Consider the following 17,880-nt stretch of genomic DNA (forward strand, 5'->3'; position numbering starts at 1 on the left):
ATAGGGGCGTCAGCGGGCCATGGATGGCCCGCGGCGGCGAATCGGACAGGACGTCTGCTGAGCCGTGACGCCCCTATCGGCCAGACCGGGGCCCGCACCGCAAGGCGACATCACCCGCCGCCCATCGCCGCCTCAGACTCCTTCACCCTGAACCACGTCGCATAAAGCACCGGCAGGAACACCAGCGTCAGCACGGTGCCCACGATCAACCCGCCCATGATCGCCACCGCCATCGACCCATAGAAGGCGCTACGCGACAACGGGATCATCGCCAGCACCGCTGCCAGCGCGGTCAGCACGATCGGCCGGAACCGGCGCACCGTCGCGTCCAGGATCGCGTGCCATCGATCATGCCCCGCATCGATATCCTGCTGGATCTGGTCCACCAGGATCACCGAGTTGCGCATGATCATGCCCGCCAGCGCGATCGTGCCCAGCATCGCCACGAACCCGAACGGCATCTGGAACAGCAGCAGGAACAACGTGGCGCCGATGATGCCCAGCGGCGCGGTCACCAGCACCATCGCCATGCGCGAGAAGCTGCGCAGCTGCAGCATCAGCAGCGTCACCACCACGATCAGGAACAGCGGCATGCCCGCGTTGATCGAATTCTGGCCACGCGCCGAATCCTCCACCGTGCCGCCCACCTCCAGCAGGTAGCCATCCGGCAACTGCGCGCGGATGGCATCCAGCGTCGGCAGGATCTGCTGCGTCACCGCGGGCGGCAGCATGCGGTCGGCGATGTCCGCCCGCACGGTCACGGTCGGCAGGCGGTCGCGGTGCCAGATGATGCCGTCCTCGAACGCCGGCTCCAGGCGGGCCACCTGCGACAGCGGCACGCTGCCGCCATCGCCCGTCGGAATGCCCAGCCCCGCCAAGCCCTCCAGGCTGGCACGCTCGTTCTCCGGGCCGCGCAGCAACATCTCGATCAGCTCGTTGTCCTCGCGATACGTGCTCACGCTCAGCCCCGACAGCGCACCGGACAGGAACTGCGAGACCTGCGCGGTGGTGATGCCGAAGGTGCGGGCGCGATCCTGGTCGATCACCACGCGCACGATCTTGCTGGGCTCGTCCCAGTCCAGGTTGACGTTGGTGACGTGCGGGTTGGCGCGCACCTTCTCGGCCACCTGGCGGGCCAGCGCCTGCACGCGCTCGATATGCTCGCCCGAGACCCGGAACTGCACCGGGTAGCCCACCGGCGGGCCGTTCTCCAGGCGCGTCACGCGGAACTGCAGCTGCGGGAACTGCGGGGCGACCTCATGCAGCAGCCAGTCGCGCAGCGTTTCGCGCGCGTGGATGTCCTTGGCGAGCACCACGAACTGGGAGAAGTTCGTTGCCGGCAGCTGCTGGTCCAACGGCAGGTAGAAGCGGGGCGAGCCGGTACCGACATAGGCGACGTAGTTGTCGATGTCGGTGCGCTGCGCCAGCAGCTTCTCCAGCTGGCGCGCCTGGGCATCGGTCGAACGCAGCGAGGCGCCTTCGGCCAGCTCCAGGTCCACCATCAGCTCCGGGCGGGTCGAATCCGGGAAGAACTGCTGCGGCACGAAGCGGAACAGCATCAAGGAGCCGACGAACAGCAGCACCGTGGCGGCGATCACCCACCATCGATGGCGCATGCACGCTTCCAGGAACCCGCGGAAGCGGCGATAGAACGGACGCTGATAGGGATCGTGCTGGTGCTCGTGCTGCAACGCCGCCGGCGCGAGCCAGCGGCCGAAGGCCGGGAACCGGTCCGCCCACGCTTCGCGACGAGCCCGCCAGCGCGCGGCCAGGCTACCCGGCTTGGGCGGGCGCGGATGGGCCAGGTCCGGCAACATCTTGTCGCCCAGATAAGGAATGAACAGCACCGCCGCCACCCACGAGACCAGCAGCGCGATGGTCACCACCTGGAACAGCGAGCGGGTGTATTCGCCCGTGCTGGACGCGGCGGTGGCGATGGGCAGGAAGCCGGCGGCGGTGATCAGCGTGCCGGTCAGCATCGGGAAGGCCGTGGATGTCCAGGCGAAACTGGCCGCGCGCAGGCGGTCGTAGCCCTGTTCCATCTTGATGGCCATCATCTCCACCGCGATGATCGCATCGTCCACCAGCAGGCCCAGCGCCAGCACCAGCGCACCCAGCGAAATCTTGTGCAGGCCGATGCCGAAGTAGTGCATCACCGCGAAGGTCATCGCCAGCACCAGCGGGATCGACACCGCCACCACCAGGCCGGTGCGCAGGCCCAACGAGAACAGGCTCACCGCCAGCACGATGACCACCGCCTCGGTGAGCACGCGCACGAACTCGCCGACCGAATCCTCCACCGCGTGCGGCTGGTCGGATACCTTGCGCAGCTGCATGCCCGCCGGCAGCGTCTTCTGCAGGCGCTGGAACTCGCTTTCCAGCGTGCTGCCCAGGCGCAGGATGTCGCCGCCGTCCTTCATCGCCACGGCGATGCCGATGGCGTCCTCGCCCATGAAGCGCATCTTCGGCGCCGCCGGGTCGGAGAAGCCGCGGTGCACGGTAGCGATGTCGCCCAGGCGCACGGTGCGGCCATTGGCGTAGATCGGGAACTCGGCGATGTCCTCCACCGAGTTCAACTGCCCGCTCACGCGCAGCTGCACGCGCTCGCCGGCGGTCTCCACGAAGCCGGCCGGCACCATCGCGTTCTGCTGCCGCAATGCTTCCTGCACCGCGCTCATCGGCACGCCGAGCGTGGCCAGCTTGGTGTTGGATATCTCGATCCAGACCTTCTCGTCCTGCAGGCCGACCAGGTCGACCTTGCCCACGTCGTTCACCCGCTGCAGCTCGAGCTGGATGCGGTCGGCGTAGTCCTTCATCACCGCATAGTCGAAGCCGTCGCCGGTGAGCGCATAGATGTTGCCGAAGGTGTCGCCGAATTCGTCGTTGAAGAACGGGCCCACCACCTCCGAAGGCAAGGTCGCCCGGATGTCGCCCACGCGCTTGCGCACCTGGTACCACAGCTCGGGGATGTCCTTGGACTTCATCGAGTCGCGCGCCATGAAGATGATCTGCGACTCGCCAGCGCGCGAGTACGAGCGGATGAACTCGTACTCGCCGGTGTTCATCAGCGCCTTCTCGATGCGCTCGGTGACCTCGCGCGAGACCTGCTCGGCGGTGGCGCCGGGCCACAGCGTGCGCACGACCATCGCCTTGAAGGTGAACGGCGGGTCCTCGGACTGGCCAAGGTGGCGATACGACCAGGCGCCGATCAGCGCCATGGCGATCATCGCGTACAGCACGAGCGCACGATTGGTGAGCGCCCATTCGGAGAGATTGAAACGCATGTGGGTATCCGCGGAAGTCGGAAGCGTCAGCGCTGCGCGGCGGGCGCGGCGGCGGGAGTGCGCAGCGGGCGGTTGCTGCGGTCGACCGGGGTGACCTGCTCGCCTTCGCGCAGCAGGTGGCCGCCGGCGGCGACCACCCAGTCCTGCGCGGTGACGCCCGACAGCACCGGCACCTGCTCGCTGGCATAGCCGCCGATCTTCACCGGCTGCGCGTGCACCTTGCCGTCGGCCAGGTTCACTACCCACACCGACGCGGCCTCCTGCGCGCCACGCTGGATCGCGGTGAGCGGCAGGGTCAGCCCGCCGTTGTCCGCCGCGGCGAGGTAGACGCGCGCGCTCTGCCCCAGTTCCACCGCCGCCAGCGCTTCGGGCGCGAGCGCCACGCGCGTGGCGTAGGTGCGGGTCTGCGAATCGGCGGCCGGCGCGATTTCGCGAATCGTGCCGGGCAGCCGTTCGCCCGGGCGATTCCACAGTTCGATCTCGGCCGGCTGGCCGACGCTGAAGCGCTGCGTGCTGCCTTCGGGCAGGTTGATCGCGATCTCGCGCGCGCCATCGGCGGCCAGGGTAAAGACGGTCTGGCCGGCGGCCACCACTTGCCCGGCTTCGGCCTGGCGGCTGGCGATCACGCCATCCTCCGGCGCCACCAGCCGCGTGTAGGCCGCCTGGTTGCGCGCCACGTCCAGGCTGGCCCGCGCGGCCTCGGCCTGGTTTTGCGCGGCCTTGTAGGCGGCGTTTTGCGCGTCATAGGTCGAGCGGCTCACCAACTGCTGGTCCACCAGCTTGGCGTAGCGCTGAAAGTCGTCGCGCGCGCGGGCCAGGTCGGCCTGCGCCGATTCGTACTGCGCCTGCGCCGAGCGCGCCTGCAGGGCGAGGTCGGCCGGGTCCAGCTCGGCCAGTACCTGGCCGCGCTGCACGCGCTGGCCGGCATCCACCAGGCGCTTGACGATATGCCCGCCCACGCGGAACGCCAGGTCGCTTTCCTGCTTGGCGCGCACTTCGCCCGGGAAGGTCGCCATGCCGCGTCCTTCCGCACGCGCGGGCTGCACCACCAGCGCCGGCGGCGGCGGCGGTGCCGGCGGCTCGCCACCGCCGCAACCGGCGAGAAGAAGAACGAACAGGCTACCGCCGATCCAGGAAGCAGTACTCGGGCGCATGGGTGTTCCGGCCTTGGAAAAGTGAGGGACGAATATTGAACCTATCGGTATAGTATAAATATAGAACCGAATGGTCTAGTATTCATCGCATGTCGACCTCGATCTCACCCCAGCCCCCGAAGGCGGCCGCCAGGAGCGGCGCCGGCAAAGGCAACGGACCCGGGCGACCCAAGGATCTGGGCAAGCGTGCCGCCATTCTGCAGGCGGCCAAGGCACTGTTCGTGGAGCAAGGCTACGCCGGCGTCAGCATGGACGGCATCGCCGCGCTGGCAGGGGTGTCCAAGCTCACCGTGTACAGCCATTTCGGCGACAAGGAGACGCTGTTCTCCGAGGCGATCCGCGCGCAATGCCAGGAGATGATGCCCGACGACCTGTTCGAGCACGCCCCCAAGGGCCCGCTGCGGCAGCAGCTGATCGGCATCGGCGAGGCGTTCTTCGCCATGATCAGCTCCGACGCGGCGATCGCCACCCACCGCATGATGCTGGCCCCCGGCACCGGGGATGCGCACATCCGCCAGATGTTCTGGACCGCCGGCCCGATGCGCATCCAGCAGTCCCTGGCCGACTTCCTGGCCGCGCGCACCGGCGCCGGCGAGCTGGAGGTGCCCGACCTGGGCCTGGCGGCCTCGCAGTTCTTCTGCCTGCTCAAGGGCGAGCTGCACCCGATGATGATGTGCGGCCTGGGCGGCACCCCCAGCGCGGCCGACGTGCACCGCCACGTGGCGGCCAGCGTGGACTTCTTCCTGCGCGCCTATGCCCCGCGCTGAATGCGGACCGGCCGAGCCGGTGGTCGCGGTGACTTCCGGCACTGCGACCCCCGTGCCCCCGCGGTGATGCTACGAGCGCGCCGAGCAGCCGCTTCACCGGTAAAATGCCCGCCCCACCGTGTAGTTGGATAACGCCCCCATGACGATCGATTTCTCCCAGGCCCGCGAAAAGATGGTCGAGCAGCAGATTCGTCCCTGGGACGTTCTGGACCTGCGCGTCCTCGACGTCCTGGCGCGCCTGCCCCGCGAGGCGTTCGTGCCGCAGGCCTACCAGGCGCTGGCCTATGCCGACCTGGAGATTCCGCTGGCGGGCGGCCAGAAGATGATGAAGCCGGTGGTGGAAGGCCGCATGCTGCAGGCACTGGACCTGCAGCCGGGCGAAGACGTGCTGGAGATCGGCACGGGCAGCGGTTTCGCCACCGCCTGCCTGGCCGCGCTCGGCCGCGAGGTGGTCAGCGTGGAAATCGACCCGGCGCTGGCCGCCGGGGCGCGTGCCGCGCTGGACGCCACCGGCCTGGGCAGCAACGTGCGCATCGAAACGGCGGACGTGTTCGCCTGGCAGAGCGAGCGTCGCTTCGACGCCATCTGCGTGACCGGCGCCGTCGATACGCTGCCCGCGCAGTTCCTGCAGTGGTTGCGCCCGGAAGGCCGCCTGTTCGTCGTGCGCGGTCACGATCCGGTGATGGAAGCCGTCCTTGTCCGTGCCGATGTCAACGGTCCGCGCGTGGAGTCGTTGTTCGAGACCGATCTCGCTTACCTGCAAGGCGCGGCCCCCACGCCTCAGTTCAAATTCTGAATCCTCAAGGAAGCCCTATGATTCGCCGATCCCTCGCCCTGGCGCTGGCCGCCGCCCTGTCGCCGATGGCCGCCCAGGCCGCCGACCTGTTGCAGGTCTACGAAATGGCCCGCAATGGCGATCCCCAGCTGGCGTCGGCGGAGTCGACCCGGCTGTACAACAAGGAAGGCCAGGTGCAGGCGATGGCCTCCCTGCTGCCGCAGCTCGATGGCAGCGCCTCGCTGACGCGCACGCGTACCAAGTACGACGAGCCGGTCGGCTCGGCCACCAGCAAGACCCGCCGTTATTCGGTCGATGGCACCCAGACCGTCTTCAACTGGGCGCAGTTCGCCAACCTCAAGGCCGAGAAGGACATCAGCAAGGCGGCTGACTTCACCCTGGAATCGGCCAACGATGACCTGATCGTGCGCACCTCGGCCGCCTACTTCAACGTGCTGGTGGGCATCGAGTCGCTGGCCGCCGCCGAGACCAACGAAGCGGCGGCGAAGAAGCAGTTCGACTACGCCGACAAGCGCCTGGAAGTCGGCCTGGCGCCGATCACCGACGTGCACGAAGCGCGCGCCGAGTACGACCAGGCCCGTGCCAACACCATCCTGGCGCGCAACAACCTCAAGGATTACTACCAGGCGCTGACCGAGCTCACCGGCCAGCCGGTGACCGGCCTGCGCGCGCTGCCGGAAGAATGGCGTCCGGAAGTGCCGGCGCAGTACAGCAACGTCGATGAGCTGGTGACCAGCGCGATCAGCGACAACCCCTCGCTGAAGGCGCAGGGTCTGCAGGTCAACGCGGCCGAGTCGAGCGTGTCGGCGGCCCGTGCCGGCCACTATCCGACCCTGACGCTGGGCGGCAGCTGGGGCAAGGGCGCCACCTGGGGCGACGCGGTCGGTTCGAGCGGCGTCATCCCGGAAAGCAACTCCATCGGCCTGACCCTGTCGGTGCCGATCTTCTCAGGCGGCGCGACCCAGTCGCGCGTGCGCCAGGCCCTGGCCCAGCGCGACATCCAGCAGGATGCGTTCGAGCAGCAGAAGCGCGCCCTGGACCGCAACACCCGCAATGCCTACCAGACCGTGGTGGCCGGCATCAGCGAAGTGGAAGCGCGCCGCCTGGCGGTGGTCTCGGCGCAGGCCGCGTTCGACGCCTCGCAGGTCGGCCTGGAAGTGGGTACCCGCACCGTGCTGGACGTGGTGCAGAACCAGCGCACCCTGTTCGCCGCGCAGGTGGATTACGTGCAGGCCCGCTACAACTTCCTGCAGAACCGCCTGCTGCTGGCGCAGGCCACCGGCAAGCTGGACATCGCCGACCTGCAGGACATCAACCGCATGCTCACCCAGGATGCGGAGTCCAAGCTGCAGAACGCCAACGACGCGATGCAGCAGTAACCGCACGCGCGCAAGCACATGCGAAAAGGGCGGCCCACGGGCCGCCCTTTTCGTTTCCGGCTTTCGCGCACCACGCTCAGCAGGCGGGCGCGCCATCGGCCTCAGCCGCCACCGGCGGCAGGTGCGGCGCCACCTGCACCAGCGTGCGCGCCACCGCGCCGCGGCCGTTGGCCACCAGCGCCAGCCCGGCGTCGCGCATCACCTCGCGCGCCTGCGGGTCGGACAACAAGGCCTGCAGCGATTCGCCCACGCCTTCCACATCGTCACGGATGGCCACCGCGCCGGCCTCGCGCATGCGGCGCGAAATCTCGGCGAAATTGTGCAGGTGCGGGCCCGTCACCGCCGGCGTGCCCACCGCCGCCGGCTCCAGCAGGTTGTGCCCGCCGATCGGCTGCAGGCTGCCCCCGACGAAGGCCACCTGCGCGCAGGCGTAGAAGGCCATCAGTTCGCCGAGCGTGTCGATGACGAACACCTGCGTCTCGGCCCCGGGCCAGCGCTGCTGCTTGCGCGTGGCCACCCGCCAGCCCTGCTCGCGCGCTTGCGCCTCCACCTTCGCGAAGCGTTCCGGATGACGCGGCGCCCACAGCAGCAGCAGGTCGGGGAACACGCGGCACAGGCGGCGGTGCAGCTCGATGACCGCGGCCTCCTCGCCTTCATGGGTGCTGGCCGCGATCCACACCGGCCGCTGCACCGGCACGCGCTGGCGGAACTCGGCCACGAAGGCGGGCAACTGCTCGGGCACGGCGATGTCGAACTTCAGGTTGCCCAGCGCCACCACCTGCTCCGGCCGCGCACCCAGGCGCACGAAGCGCTCGGCATCGTCCTGCGATTGCGCGCATACGCAGGTGACCGTGCGCAGCGCGCGGCCGATCAACGGCGCGAGCAGGCGATAACCGCGCAGCGACCGCGCCGACAACCGCGCGTTGAGGATGTACACGGGGATGTCGCGGTCGCGGCAGCCGAACAGCATGTTCGGCCACAGCTCGGTTTCCAGGATCAGGGCTAGGCTCGGCTGGAAGTGGCCGAGGAAACGGCCGACGCTGCCCGGCACGTCATACGGCAGGTAGACGTGGTCCACCGCATCGCCCCACAGCGCGCGCACGCGCTCCGAGCCGGTCGGGGTGATGGTGGTGATGACCCAGCGGATATCCGGCCGCTGCGCGCGCAGTGCATTGACCAGCGGCGCGGCGGCGTTGACCTCGCCCACCGACACCGCGTGCACCCACACCTGGGGCCGCCCGCAGCCGCTGGGATAGGCGGCGTAGCGCTCGCTCCAGCGGTTGAAGTACTCGCGCACGCGGAACCCGCGCCATACCAGGTGATAGACGGTGATGGGCAGCAATACATACAGCAGGGCCGAGTAAAGGCCGCGCAACAACCATTCGACAGGGTCTTTCCGCATCGGCGAAGGATACGACGCCGGCCGCCCCGGGCGCGACGCGGCCCGGCGCCCGGGGCGATAGAATTGCGCCATGTCCGAACCCGCAGATGTCGCTACCCGCCCTTCCCTGCGCAAGCCGGCGCACTGGCCGATGTACCTGGCCCTGGTGGTGATGGTGGCCGCCGGGCGGCTGCCGTGGCTGCTGCAGCGCGCGCTCGGCCGCGGGATCGGCTGGATCGCCTTCCATGTGGCCGGCACGCGCCGCCACGCCGCCGAGGTCAACCTGCGCCTGTGCTTTCCCGAGCAGGACGATGCCTGGCGCGCGCGCCTGCTGCGCGACAGCTTCGATGCGCTGGGCGTAGGCCTGTTCGAGTTCGCGCGCGCGTGGTGGGGCAGCATCGAGGCGATCCGCCCGCGGGTGCGCATCGAGGGCCTCGAACACCTGCGTGCGCTGCAGGCCGAAGGCCGCGGCGTGCTGCTGGTGTCCGGCCACTTCATGACCCTGGAGATGTGCGGCCGGCTGCTGTGCGACTACGTGCCGCTGGCCGGCATGTACCGCCGCCACCGCAACCCGGTGTTCGAATGGGCGGTCAAGCGCGGCCGCTTGCGCTACGCGCAGGCGATGTTCGCCAACGAAGACCTGCGCGCGACGATCAAGCACCTCAAGAAGGGCGGTTTCCTCTGGTACGCGCCGGACCAGGACATGCGCGGCAAGGACACCGTGTTCGTGCCGTTCTTCGGCCATCCGGCGGCGACCATCACCGCGACCCACCAGCTCTCGCGCCTGACCGGTTGCGCGGTGGTGCCCTACTTCCACCGCCGCGAGGGCGGCGACTACATCCTGCGCGTGGGCGCGCCGCTGCCGGGGATTCCCTCCGACGATGCGGTGGCCGACACCGCGCAGGTCAACGCGGCCATCGAGGACATGGTGCGCGAGGCGCCGGACCAGTACCTGTGGATCCACCGCCGCTTCAAGCGCCAGCCGGGCGGCGGGCCGAAGCTGCGCATGTACCAGTGATCACGCCGCGGCGCGGCGATCCTCGTTGAGCAATGCGCCGGCGTAGAGGCCGGCCAACATCAGCGTCAGGCCGCCCCAGAAGCTGGAATAGAACGCCAGGTGGGTGTTGAACGGGAAGACCGTGACCAGCAGCGCCACCATCGCCGGCCGTGCCTGCTCGCGCGCCGCCGGGCTGGAATAACGCCACGCGCGCCATGCCTGCGCCGCGCCGGCCAACCACAGGAACAGCCCGAAGAAGCCGGTCTCGGCGAGGATTTCCAGCACGATCTGGTGCGCGTGGAAGGCCGGGCCTTCGCCCCAGGCCGGCGCGTGGCCGGGATCGGGATCGCACTGCGGATACGCCTCGCGGAAACCGCGCGCGCCCACGCCATTGAGCGGATGCTCGCGCACCATGCACAGCGCCGCCGACCAGATCTGCGCACGCCCGGACAGCGCGGCGTCCACGCCTTCGCGGCCGGCGCCCACCATCGTGGTCGTGCGCAGCACGCGTTCGTGCACCTGCGGGGAGACGTTGAACAGCACCACCACACCCAGCAGCGCGGCCACGCCGACCGCCGCCATGCCGCGCCCGCCGATCAGCCGCCAGCCGGAGCACAGCAGCACCAGCGCATAGGTGAGCCAGGCCGCGCGCGCGCCCGCCATCACCACCACGGCCCCGCATGCCAGCGCGGCCAGCAGCCACGCCACGCGGCCGCGCGCGGCGGCGGCGAACAGCAGGAACGGCGAGAGGCTGGCCAAGGTCTGGCCGAACTTCAGGTTGCACGGCCCGAGCAGGCCGCTGAGCCGGTCGACCGCGGCGATCTCCTGCGGCGTGCACAGGCCGTGGCCGCTGATCGCCCACTTCAGCTGGTCCATCGACCAGAACAAGGGGCTGGTGCCCCAGGCCGCCTGCAGCAGCGCATCGAGCGTCCACACCGCGCCGATGATCGCCAGGCCGCCGAAGGTGCGCCGGCGCCGCACCGGATCGGCCACGGCGATCGCGCACAACCACATGAAAGGCAGGTAGCGCAGGTCGGTCAACGACTTGCGCAAGGCCAGCGGCATGTCGATGGCATCAAAGGCCGACAGCAGCTCCGGCAGCCAATAGGCCAGGAACAGCACGCTGGTCAGTGCCCAGGCCGCGCCGCTGAGCAACTGCGTACCGCCGCGGAAGCGACGCCGCAGCAAGCGCCATATCGCGAACACCGCCCCGAGCGACAGCACCGTCTCGGCCAGCCCCGGCGCCGGCCACAGCGCAACGAACACGATCACCCACACCGGCGCCCAGCGCCCGGCATGGGGCGGCAACGGTGCGATGGCATCAACGGGGGCGTTGGGCATAGACCTTCAGGGTGCTGTCCTGCATCGCGTGCAGGGTATAGGGAATCCGCGCGAGCGGTGCGGGCGGCGCCTGCAGCAGGTCGCGCGCCTGGCGGGCCAGCGCCTCCTCGTCGAACGGGGCCACCGCGCCGCGCGGCTGGAATTCGGCCAGCAGTTCGCCCACGCCGCCATGCGCCCACCCCAGCACCGGGCGGCCCACGGACAGCGCCTCCAGCACGGTGCGGCCGAAGGCTTCGGGCTTGCGCGAGAGCTGCAACACCAGATCGCACGCCGCATAGGCCTCGGCGATGCGCGAGGTCGGCTCGGTGAAAGCAACGGCATCGGCCACGCCCAGGCGCGCGGCTTCGCCCTCCAGCTCGCGCACGTAGTCCTCGCGGCCGGGCTCGCGCGCGCCGGGCAACCACAGGCGGGCGTCGGTGCCGTCGGCGCGCAGCCGCGCGAGCAGGCGCAGGCCGTCGGCGTGGCCTTTCAACCGAGTCCCGCGGCCGGGCAGCAGCAGCCAGGGGCCGTCGCCGTCGAGTGCCGGCACCTCGCCGCGCGCCCACGCGCGGGCCGCCGGATCGGGCCAGAGACGGCGCGGAAACTGCGCCATGTCGATCCCCCGCGGGATGACGCGCAACTTGCGCGGATCGGTGCGCGGATAGTGTTGCAGCACGTAGTCCTGCACCGTACGCGACACGCAGATCACCTGTTCGCCGTAGGTCATCACGGCGCTGTAGCGCCCGGGCGAATTGAGCCCGTGCACGGTGGTGATGAAGCGCGGGCGCAGGTCGGCGGGCATGCCCCGCAGCGCATACCAGCCCAGCCAGGCCGGCAGGCGCGAACGCGCATGGACGATATCGGCCCCGCATTCGACGAACAGCCGGCGCAGCGCCGGCACGTGGCGCAGGGTGAGCAGCGACTTGCGGCCAATATCCAGCGTGACGTGTTCGGCGCCACTGGCCAGCAACGGGCGCACCAGCCGCCCGCCCGCCGAGACCACGATCGCGCGATGCCCGGCGCGCACCAGCGCCTGGGCGATCTCGAGCGTGGAGCGTTCGACGCCGCCCGAATGCAGGGCCGGCAACAGCTGCACCACGGTCAGGCGGTGCATCGGGCGCGAATCAGTCGACCAGGACGAAGATCGCGCCGCAGTACGGGCACTGGGCCTGCTGGTTCGGCTCGTCCTCGATGGGCAGGTAGACGCGCGGATGCGAGTTCCACAGCGCCATCTCCGGCGTCGGGCAGCTCAGCGGCAGCTCGCTGCGGTGCACGTTGTAGCGCTTCTCGGCGTTGGCGGGCGCGGTGGCGGTATGGCTCATGGCGGGGGTCGCTGGCAGACGGAACGGATGGGCCAATTCTACCAGCGGGCGGGGTGCGGGCGGCGTCAGCCCGGCGAGCCGGGGTCGTTGATCGCCCGCGGGCGGATCTCCTCCACGATGCGCCCGGCGTCCATCACCAGGATGCGGTCGGCGCTGGCGATCGTCTCCGGCCGATGGGCAACGATCACCCGGGTCAGCCGCAATTGCCGCACGGCCTCGCTGACCTGCTGCTCGCGGGCCACGTCGAGGTGGCTGGTGGCCTCGTCCAGCACCAGCACGCGGGGCCGCCGGTACAGCGCCCGCGCCAGGATCAGCCGCTGCTTCTGCCCGCCCGACAGCGCGCTGCCCATGTCGCCGATCAGCCCGTGGTAGCCCATCGGCATGGCGAGGATGTCCTCGTGCACCGCCGCCAACCGCGCCGCCTCCTCCACCCGGCCCAGGTCGAACGCCGGGTCGAAGAAGCTGATGTTGTCGGCGATGCTGCCGGCGAACAGCTGGTCGTCCTGCATCACCACGCCGAACATCGCGCGCGCCCTGGCCGGCCCCAGCCGCCACAGGTCCTCGCCGCCGAGGCGAATGGTGCCGGCCTGCGGCCGCTGCAGCCCCAGCAGCAGCTTGAGCAAGGTGCTCTTGCCGCAGCCGGAGGCCCCGATGATGGCCACCGATTCGCCCTCCGCCACGCGCAGGCTGCAGTCCTCCAGCACCCAGGGTTCGCCATCGGCGTAGCGAAAGCGCAGGCCTTGGATCTCCAGCGACGCCGCCGCAGGCAGGGACGCGCTGGCGAGGCCGGCGCCCTCGTCCGGCGTGGCGAGCACGATGTCGGCCAGCCGCTCGCCATGCAGGCGCAGCATGCGCAGCTCCATCCACTTGTCGATCAGCGCGGACATGCGCCCGGCGAACTGGTCCTTGTAGGCCAGGTAGGCCACCAGCATGCCGACCGAGAACACCCCGCGCAGCGCCAGCACCGCGGCGATCCACACCACCGCCACGCGCTCCAGCCCGAAGACGAGCTGGCTGGCCGTGCCGAAGCCCAGGTCCAGCCGCGCCAGCCGCACCTCGGCGTTGACGGTGTCGACCATGAGGTTCTCGTAGCCGGCGCGCCGGCGCGGCTCCTCGCCGGCGATCTTCAGGCTCTGGATGCCGCGCAGCGATTCGAGCAGGTGGCTCTCCTGGCGCGCGGCGGCCACCAGCTGCCGCTCGGTGCCGTCGCGCAGCGGGCGGAATGCCAGCGCGCGAATGCCCAGGTAGGCCAGCACCGCGCAGAGCGTGACCAGCGCGAGCTTCCAGCTGTAGACCAGCATGAGCACGAGGGTCACCGCCGCCATCAGGCCGTCGATCAGCGCTTCGACGAAATTGGTGGTCAAGGTCCGCTGGATCGACTGCACCGACCCCAGGCGCGAGGTGATGTCGCCCAGGTGGCGCTTTTCGAAATAATCCAGCGGCAGCCGCAGCAGGTGCGCGAACACGTTGCCCATCCATTGCAGCCCCAACGACGCGGACAGCTGCACCACCGTCCAGCCGCGCAACAGGCCGATGGCGATCTGCAACAGCAACGCCAGGCCGAAACCCAGGCCCAGCACGGCCAGCAGGTCGCGGTCGGCCGAGACGAGCACCTGGTCGATCACCCATTGCGAGTAGAACGGCGCCAGCACCACGAAGACCTGCAACGCCAGCGACAACGCCAGCACCTGGGCCAGCGAGGACCACGCGCCGCGCACGCGCCCGGTGAGTTGGCGGATCGAGACCGACGGCGCCGTGCGCCGGCGCTGGAAGCGCGCGTTGGGCACCAGCTCCAGCGCGACGCCGGTGAAGTGCCTGGAAACCTCCGCCAGCGCCAGGCGGCGCTCGCCCAGTGCCGGGTCGAAGATGAGCGCCTTGCCACGCGACACCTTGGCCAACACCACGAAGTGGTTGAGGTCCCAATGCAGGATGCACGGCACGCGCAGCTGGTGGAGGTGTTCGATCTCCAGGCGCAACGGGCGCGCGGACAAGCCGATGTCCTGCGCGATGCCGATCAGCTGGCCCAGCGAGGCGCCCTTGAGCGAGGTCGCATAGCGCTGCCGCAGTTCGGCCAGCGTGACCGCATGCCCGTGCGCACCGGCCACCATCGCCAGTGCGGCGAGCCCGCATTCGGCGGCTTCGGATTGCAGTATCGGTTTCACGGGAGGGGGCCGCGCACGGGCGTCATGACGGGTCCGCCGCGACGTCCACGCGGCCGGTGAGGGTGTAGAGCGGCTCGAAGATCCACTCGATCAGCCGCCGGCGCTCGCCCAGGATATCGGCCTCCAGCAACATGCCCGGATGCAGCGGCTCGGCCTTGCCATAGGCGGTGACATGCTGGCGCGCCAGCGCCACCACCACGCGGTAGTACGGCTCGCTGGCATTGCCGCCGAGCGCGCTCAGTTGCAGTTCGCGATGGCCAAGCGCGTTGCGCCCCACACGGCGGACCACGCCGCGCTGGTGGCCGAATTTCTGGTAGGGATACGCCTGGTAACGCAGCATGACGTTGTCGCCGGGCGCGATGAACCCGATCGACCGGCTCGGCACCCACAACTCGGCTTCCAGCGTCGCGTCCGCCGGCACCAGCATCAGCAGCGGCTGGCCGGCCTGCACGGCCTGCCCCGCCTTGACCAGCTGGTTGGCCACGATGCCTTCCACCGTGGCGGTGATCGCCTGCGCGCCGCGCGCCTCGGTTTCCACCTGTTCCTGTGCCAGCTGCGCGAGCGCGTGGCGAAGATCCGCCCGCGCCGACAGCCGCTGGCCCGGCAATTCGGCCAGCGCCTGCGCCAGTTGCGCCAGCGCGCGCGTGCCGCTCGCCGCGGTACGCCGCATCGCTTGGAGCTGCGCCGCCTGGTCCAGCACCGCAGCCTGCTGCTGTTCGACCTGGGCGGCGCTCACGTAACGCCCGACGTGCAACGCCTGTAGCCGCGCCAACGATTGCTGCGCCAGCGCCAGCGCATCTTCGCGCACGCGGATTTCCTCCTCCACCTGCGCCTGCTCGCGGTGCATGGCCTCGCGCTGCGCACGCAAGCCCCGCGCCTGGGTATCGAGCACTTCCTCGCGCGCTTGCTCGGCCGATTCCAGCCCGGCGCGGCGGTCGGCCAGCCGCGAGGCCAGCGTGGCGATCGCATCGGCCCCGGCGCCCGTGGCCAGCGGCATGTCCAGCCGCAGCAACGCCTGCCCCGCGCGCACGCGCCCGCCTTCTTCGGCATTCAACTGCGCCACCACGCCGGCCACCGGCGCCACCACGGTCACCGCGCCGCGCACCGGTACGAGTTGGCCGATGACGTTGCTGCGGCGCGTATACGTGCCCAGCGAGAGAAACAGCACGATGGCCAGCGCGGCGGCCACCGCGAGCAGCACCAACGCGTGCGAGGACAGCGGCCGCGCCAGCGCGATGCCGCCGAGCCACGTGTCGCGCCGCGCGGCGAGCACCTCTTCGCGGAAAAGATCGTCGGCCATACGCCTTGCGTCCTTGCCCATGCGGAGGGGCGCCGCCTTGACGACGGCGCCCCCGAACCGCTCGCTGGCTTAGCAGAACGCCAGGCCGAAGAGCTTGAGCTTCACCACGGCCGCCACGCCCAGCGCCACCGCGCCGCCGGCCACGGCGGCCGCCTTCAGGGCACCGACGGCCGCATAGCCGGCGCTGCCCGCCGGGGTGTAGCAATAGACGGTCTGTGCCGGCACCGCGCAGCTGCGGCCTGCGCCGTTGACGGCGGCGATTTCTGCAATGGTCAGTTCACGCATGGAATGTCTCCTTGTTGCTTGGGAGGGATGGGATAAGCGCCCGCCTGGCGCGATGTCCTGCTACGCAGCGACGCGCACGCCGGCGAGCGGGCGGCATGTTGCGCATTCCCAGCGACGCGAACAATCGCAAAAAGACATCCATTCCACGTTTTCAGCCAACGCGATTCTTCGCAATTGGATTCGTCTCATCGGCATGCGGCCGTGCGTCGCCCCGGGCCGCGCAGGCGCGCCGCACCACCGCGTACTGCGTCAGCCACGTGGCGGCCAGCAGCGCCGCCGGCATCGCGACGCGGGAGATCGGCACCCAGCCCATCCACTCCATCGCCAGGTAAACGCGGCCGACATAGGCCCAGGGCAGATAGAAGGCGAACGTCGCCAGCACGAAGTCGATATGCCGTTCCATCCCGAGCAGGCGGCCCAGGCTTCCTGGCCGCATGCCGAGCAGGGCCAACGCAAACGGCAGCCGGCCGCGTGCCTGGACCTCGCCGATGTACCAGGCCCATCGCGCCAGCAGGTTGCGCCATAGCGACACCGACAACGACAGGAAGGCGAGCTGCACCATGCCCGCGCCCGCCAGGATCCCCGCCAGCGGCCAGCGCCCGACCAGCGGCCGCACTAGCACGTTGGCCTCCTCGGTCAGCGCGGGCGAGTGCCAGAGCGTGGCCGCGATATCGGCCGCCGCGGCCACGACGAAGAATACGGCGCCCGCCCGCGCGAGGCGGGCACGCAAGGTGCCCGCGGGCACCTCGCGCGGGAAACGCCATGCCGCCACCGCCGAGGCACACAAGCTGGCCGCGGCCAGCACGATCCAGCCTGCCGGCGCGTCCTGCGTGGGCAGCATGGCCAGGGCGGCGCCCGTCAATGCGGCCACCAGCAGGCACCTGCCGCACCATAGATAGGCGGACGAGAGGGAAGCATCCCGCCGCGCGGTGGCGTCCTGGCGCGCCATCAGGCCGCTGCTCGATTCGGCTTTCCGCCGCGGCGTAGCGCTGGCCCATGCGAATACCGCGCTCGTGGCAGGGCCGAATCCACGGGCAACGGAAGGCCAGCCACTCCGCTGAAGTCCTGGCTCGTCGATGGACGCATGTCGATTCTCCTCGTGGCGTGGCATGCCGCATGCGGTTGAAGTCCGCGATGCGAGGAAGCAAGCGTCCAACAACGTGATCGCACCCCACAAGCGCACCCACAGGTCAAACCTACTGACATCGAAGGCACACACGCCCGCGTGACAACGCGTACGCGCCCCAGCGCCATCACGGATAAACAAGATGCGTCAGAATTGCTGACAGCCCGCCCAAGCGACTTTCCACGCGCTATCTTCCCGCTCCAGGAGAAGTGCATGGAACATGATCTCGGAAACCGGATCAGGGGGGCACGGAGAATCGCCGGCATCACGCAAGCCGAGCTTGCGTCCATGCTGCGCGTCAGCCGCAGTGCGGTGGCGAACTGGGAAGGTGCCGGCGGCATCTGGCCCGCAAGCGCACGGCTGTTGTCGATCGCCACGCTCACCGGCGTGTCGTACGAATGGCTGGCGACCGGGCGCGGCATCGCGACGGACGCCACGGAGGGATTGCCCGCCGTGCGCGGCGAGCTGATCGACGATCCGCAGGAACTGCGCATGCTGCGTGCGTTCCGCGGTTGCCGCGTGCCGATCCGGCGTGCCCTGGTGGACATGGCGGAGGCGCAGCGTAACCGGCGCTAGCGCGGCCGCGGCGCAGGCGATCCGCTCACGG

15 protein-coding genes are annotated in these 17,880 nt (G+C 70.0%); 5 read left to right on the forward strand and 10 right to left on the reverse strand.

The window, feature by feature from the left end:
* Positions 1-110: 110 nt before the first annotated feature.
* Together P6166_RS10995 and P6166_RS11000 are read right to left on the reverse strand one after the other, a co-directional pair.
* On the reverse strand, positions 111-3,284 hold the full coding sequence (locus P6166_RS10995) for an efflux RND transporter permease subunit (protein WP_277764504.1): 3,174 nt from the start codon (positions 3,282-3,284) through the stop codon (positions 111-113).
* 26 nt (positions 3,285-3,310) lie between these two features.
* Positions 3,311-4,438: an efflux RND transporter periplasmic adaptor subunit gene (locus tag P6166_RS11000; RefSeq protein WP_277764505.1), complete on the reverse strand. Its 1,128-nt coding sequence runs from the start codon at positions 4,436-4,438 to the stop codon at positions 3,311-3,313.
* Between the two features lie 89 nt (positions 4,439-4,527).
* On the opposite strand from P6166_RS11000, the gene P6166_RS11005 reads away from it, so the two are divergent.
* From P6166_RS11005 to P6166_RS11015, 3 genes are all read left to right on the forward strand, one after another.
* Complete coding sequence (locus P6166_RS11005) at positions 4,528-5,205, forward strand: TetR/AcrR family transcriptional regulator (protein ID WP_277764506.1); 678 nt, start codon at positions 4,528-4,530, stop codon at positions 5,203-5,205.
* A 139-nt stretch (positions 5,206-5,344) separates the two neighbouring features.
* Entirely contained in the window at positions 5,345-6,001 is a 657-nt protein-coding gene (locus P6166_RS11010) for a protein-L-isoaspartate O-methyltransferase (RefSeq protein ID WP_277764507.1), read from the forward strand.
* A gap of 17 nt (positions 6,002-6,018) precedes the next feature.
* Entirely contained in the window at positions 6,019-7,380 is a 1,362-nt protein-coding gene (locus P6166_RS11015) for a TolC family outer membrane protein (protein ID WP_277764508.1), read from the forward strand.
* A gap of 76 nt (positions 7,381-7,456) precedes the next feature.
* On the opposite strand, the gene waaA is transcribed toward P6166_RS11015, so the two are convergent.
* A complete protein-coding gene (gene waaA, locus P6166_RS11020) occupies positions 7,457-8,782 on the reverse strand; it encodes a lipid IV(A) 3-deoxy-D-manno-octulosonic acid transferase (RefSeq protein WP_277764509.1) in 1,326 nt (441 codons plus the stop codon).
* Positions 8,783-8,852: 70 nt separating this feature from the next.
* On the opposite strand from waaA, the gene P6166_RS11025 reads away from it, so the two are divergent.
* A complete protein-coding gene (locus P6166_RS11025) occupies positions 8,853-9,779 on the forward strand; it encodes an LpxL/LpxP family Kdo(2)-lipid IV(A) lauroyl/palmitoleoyl acyltransferase (protein ID WP_277764510.1) in 927 nt (308 codons plus the stop codon).
* On the opposite strand, the gene P6166_RS11030 is transcribed toward P6166_RS11025, so the two are convergent.
* The 7 genes from P6166_RS11030 to P6166_RS11060 all read right to left on the reverse strand — a co-directional run bounded on the left by P6166_RS11030 (position 9,780) and on the right by P6166_RS11060 (position 17,018).
* Positions 9,780-11,099 carry an O-antigen ligase gene (locus P6166_RS11030; protein WP_277764511.1) on the reverse strand — a complete coding sequence of 440 codons (1,320 nt, stop codon included), beginning with the start codon at positions 11,097-11,099 and terminating at the stop codon, positions 9,780-9,782.
* Positions 11,080-12,192: a glycosyltransferase family 4 protein gene (locus P6166_RS11035; RefSeq protein WP_277764512.1), complete on the reverse strand. Its 1,113-nt coding sequence runs from the start codon at positions 12,190-12,192 to the stop codon at positions 11,080-11,082. The genes P6166_RS11030 and P6166_RS11035 overlap by 20 nt, the downstream gene beginning before the upstream one ends.
* 10 nt (positions 12,193-12,202) lie before the next feature.
* Positions 12,203-12,400, reverse strand: a complete 198-nt coding sequence (locus P6166_RS11040) for a zinc-finger domain-containing protein (RefSeq protein WP_277764513.1) — start codon at positions 12,398-12,400, stop codon at positions 12,203-12,205.
* Between the two features lie 65 nt (positions 12,401-12,465).
* A complete protein-coding gene (locus tag P6166_RS11045) occupies positions 12,466-14,562 on the reverse strand; it encodes a peptidase domain-containing ABC transporter (RefSeq protein ID WP_277764514.1) in 2,097 nt (698 codons plus the stop codon).
* A 22-nt stretch (positions 14,563-14,584) separates the two neighbouring features.
* The gene (locus P6166_RS11050) at positions 14,585-15,862 is read right to left on the reverse strand and encodes an HlyD family efflux transporter periplasmic adaptor subunit (protein WP_277764515.1); all 1,278 of its coding nucleotides are present in this window, start codon (positions 15,860-15,862) and stop codon (positions 14,585-14,587) included.
* A 69-nt stretch (positions 15,863-15,931) separates the two neighbouring features.
* Positions 15,932-16,147, reverse strand: a complete 216-nt coding sequence (locus P6166_RS11055) for a hypothetical protein (RefSeq protein WP_277764516.1) — start codon at positions 16,145-16,147, stop codon at positions 15,932-15,934.
* Positions 16,148-16,298: 151 nt separating this feature from the next.
* A complete protein-coding gene (locus P6166_RS11060) occupies positions 16,299-17,018 on the reverse strand; it encodes a hypothetical protein (protein ID WP_277764517.1) in 720 nt (239 codons plus the stop codon).
* 468 nt (positions 17,019-17,486) lie between these two features.
* Between P6166_RS11060 and P6166_RS11065 the strand changes: the two genes are divergently transcribed.
* Complete coding sequence (locus P6166_RS11065) at positions 17,487-17,849, forward strand: helix-turn-helix transcriptional regulator (RefSeq protein WP_277764518.1); 363 nt, start codon at positions 17,487-17,489, stop codon at positions 17,847-17,849.
* The last annotated feature ends 31 nt before the right edge of the window (positions 17,850-17,880 follow it).

Origin of the sequence: Stenotrophomonas sp. HITSZ_GD (assembly GCF_029543105.1) — a bacterium.
GTDB lineage: Bacteria > Pseudomonadota > Gammaproteobacteria > Xanthomonadales > Xanthomonadaceae > Stenotrophomonas_A.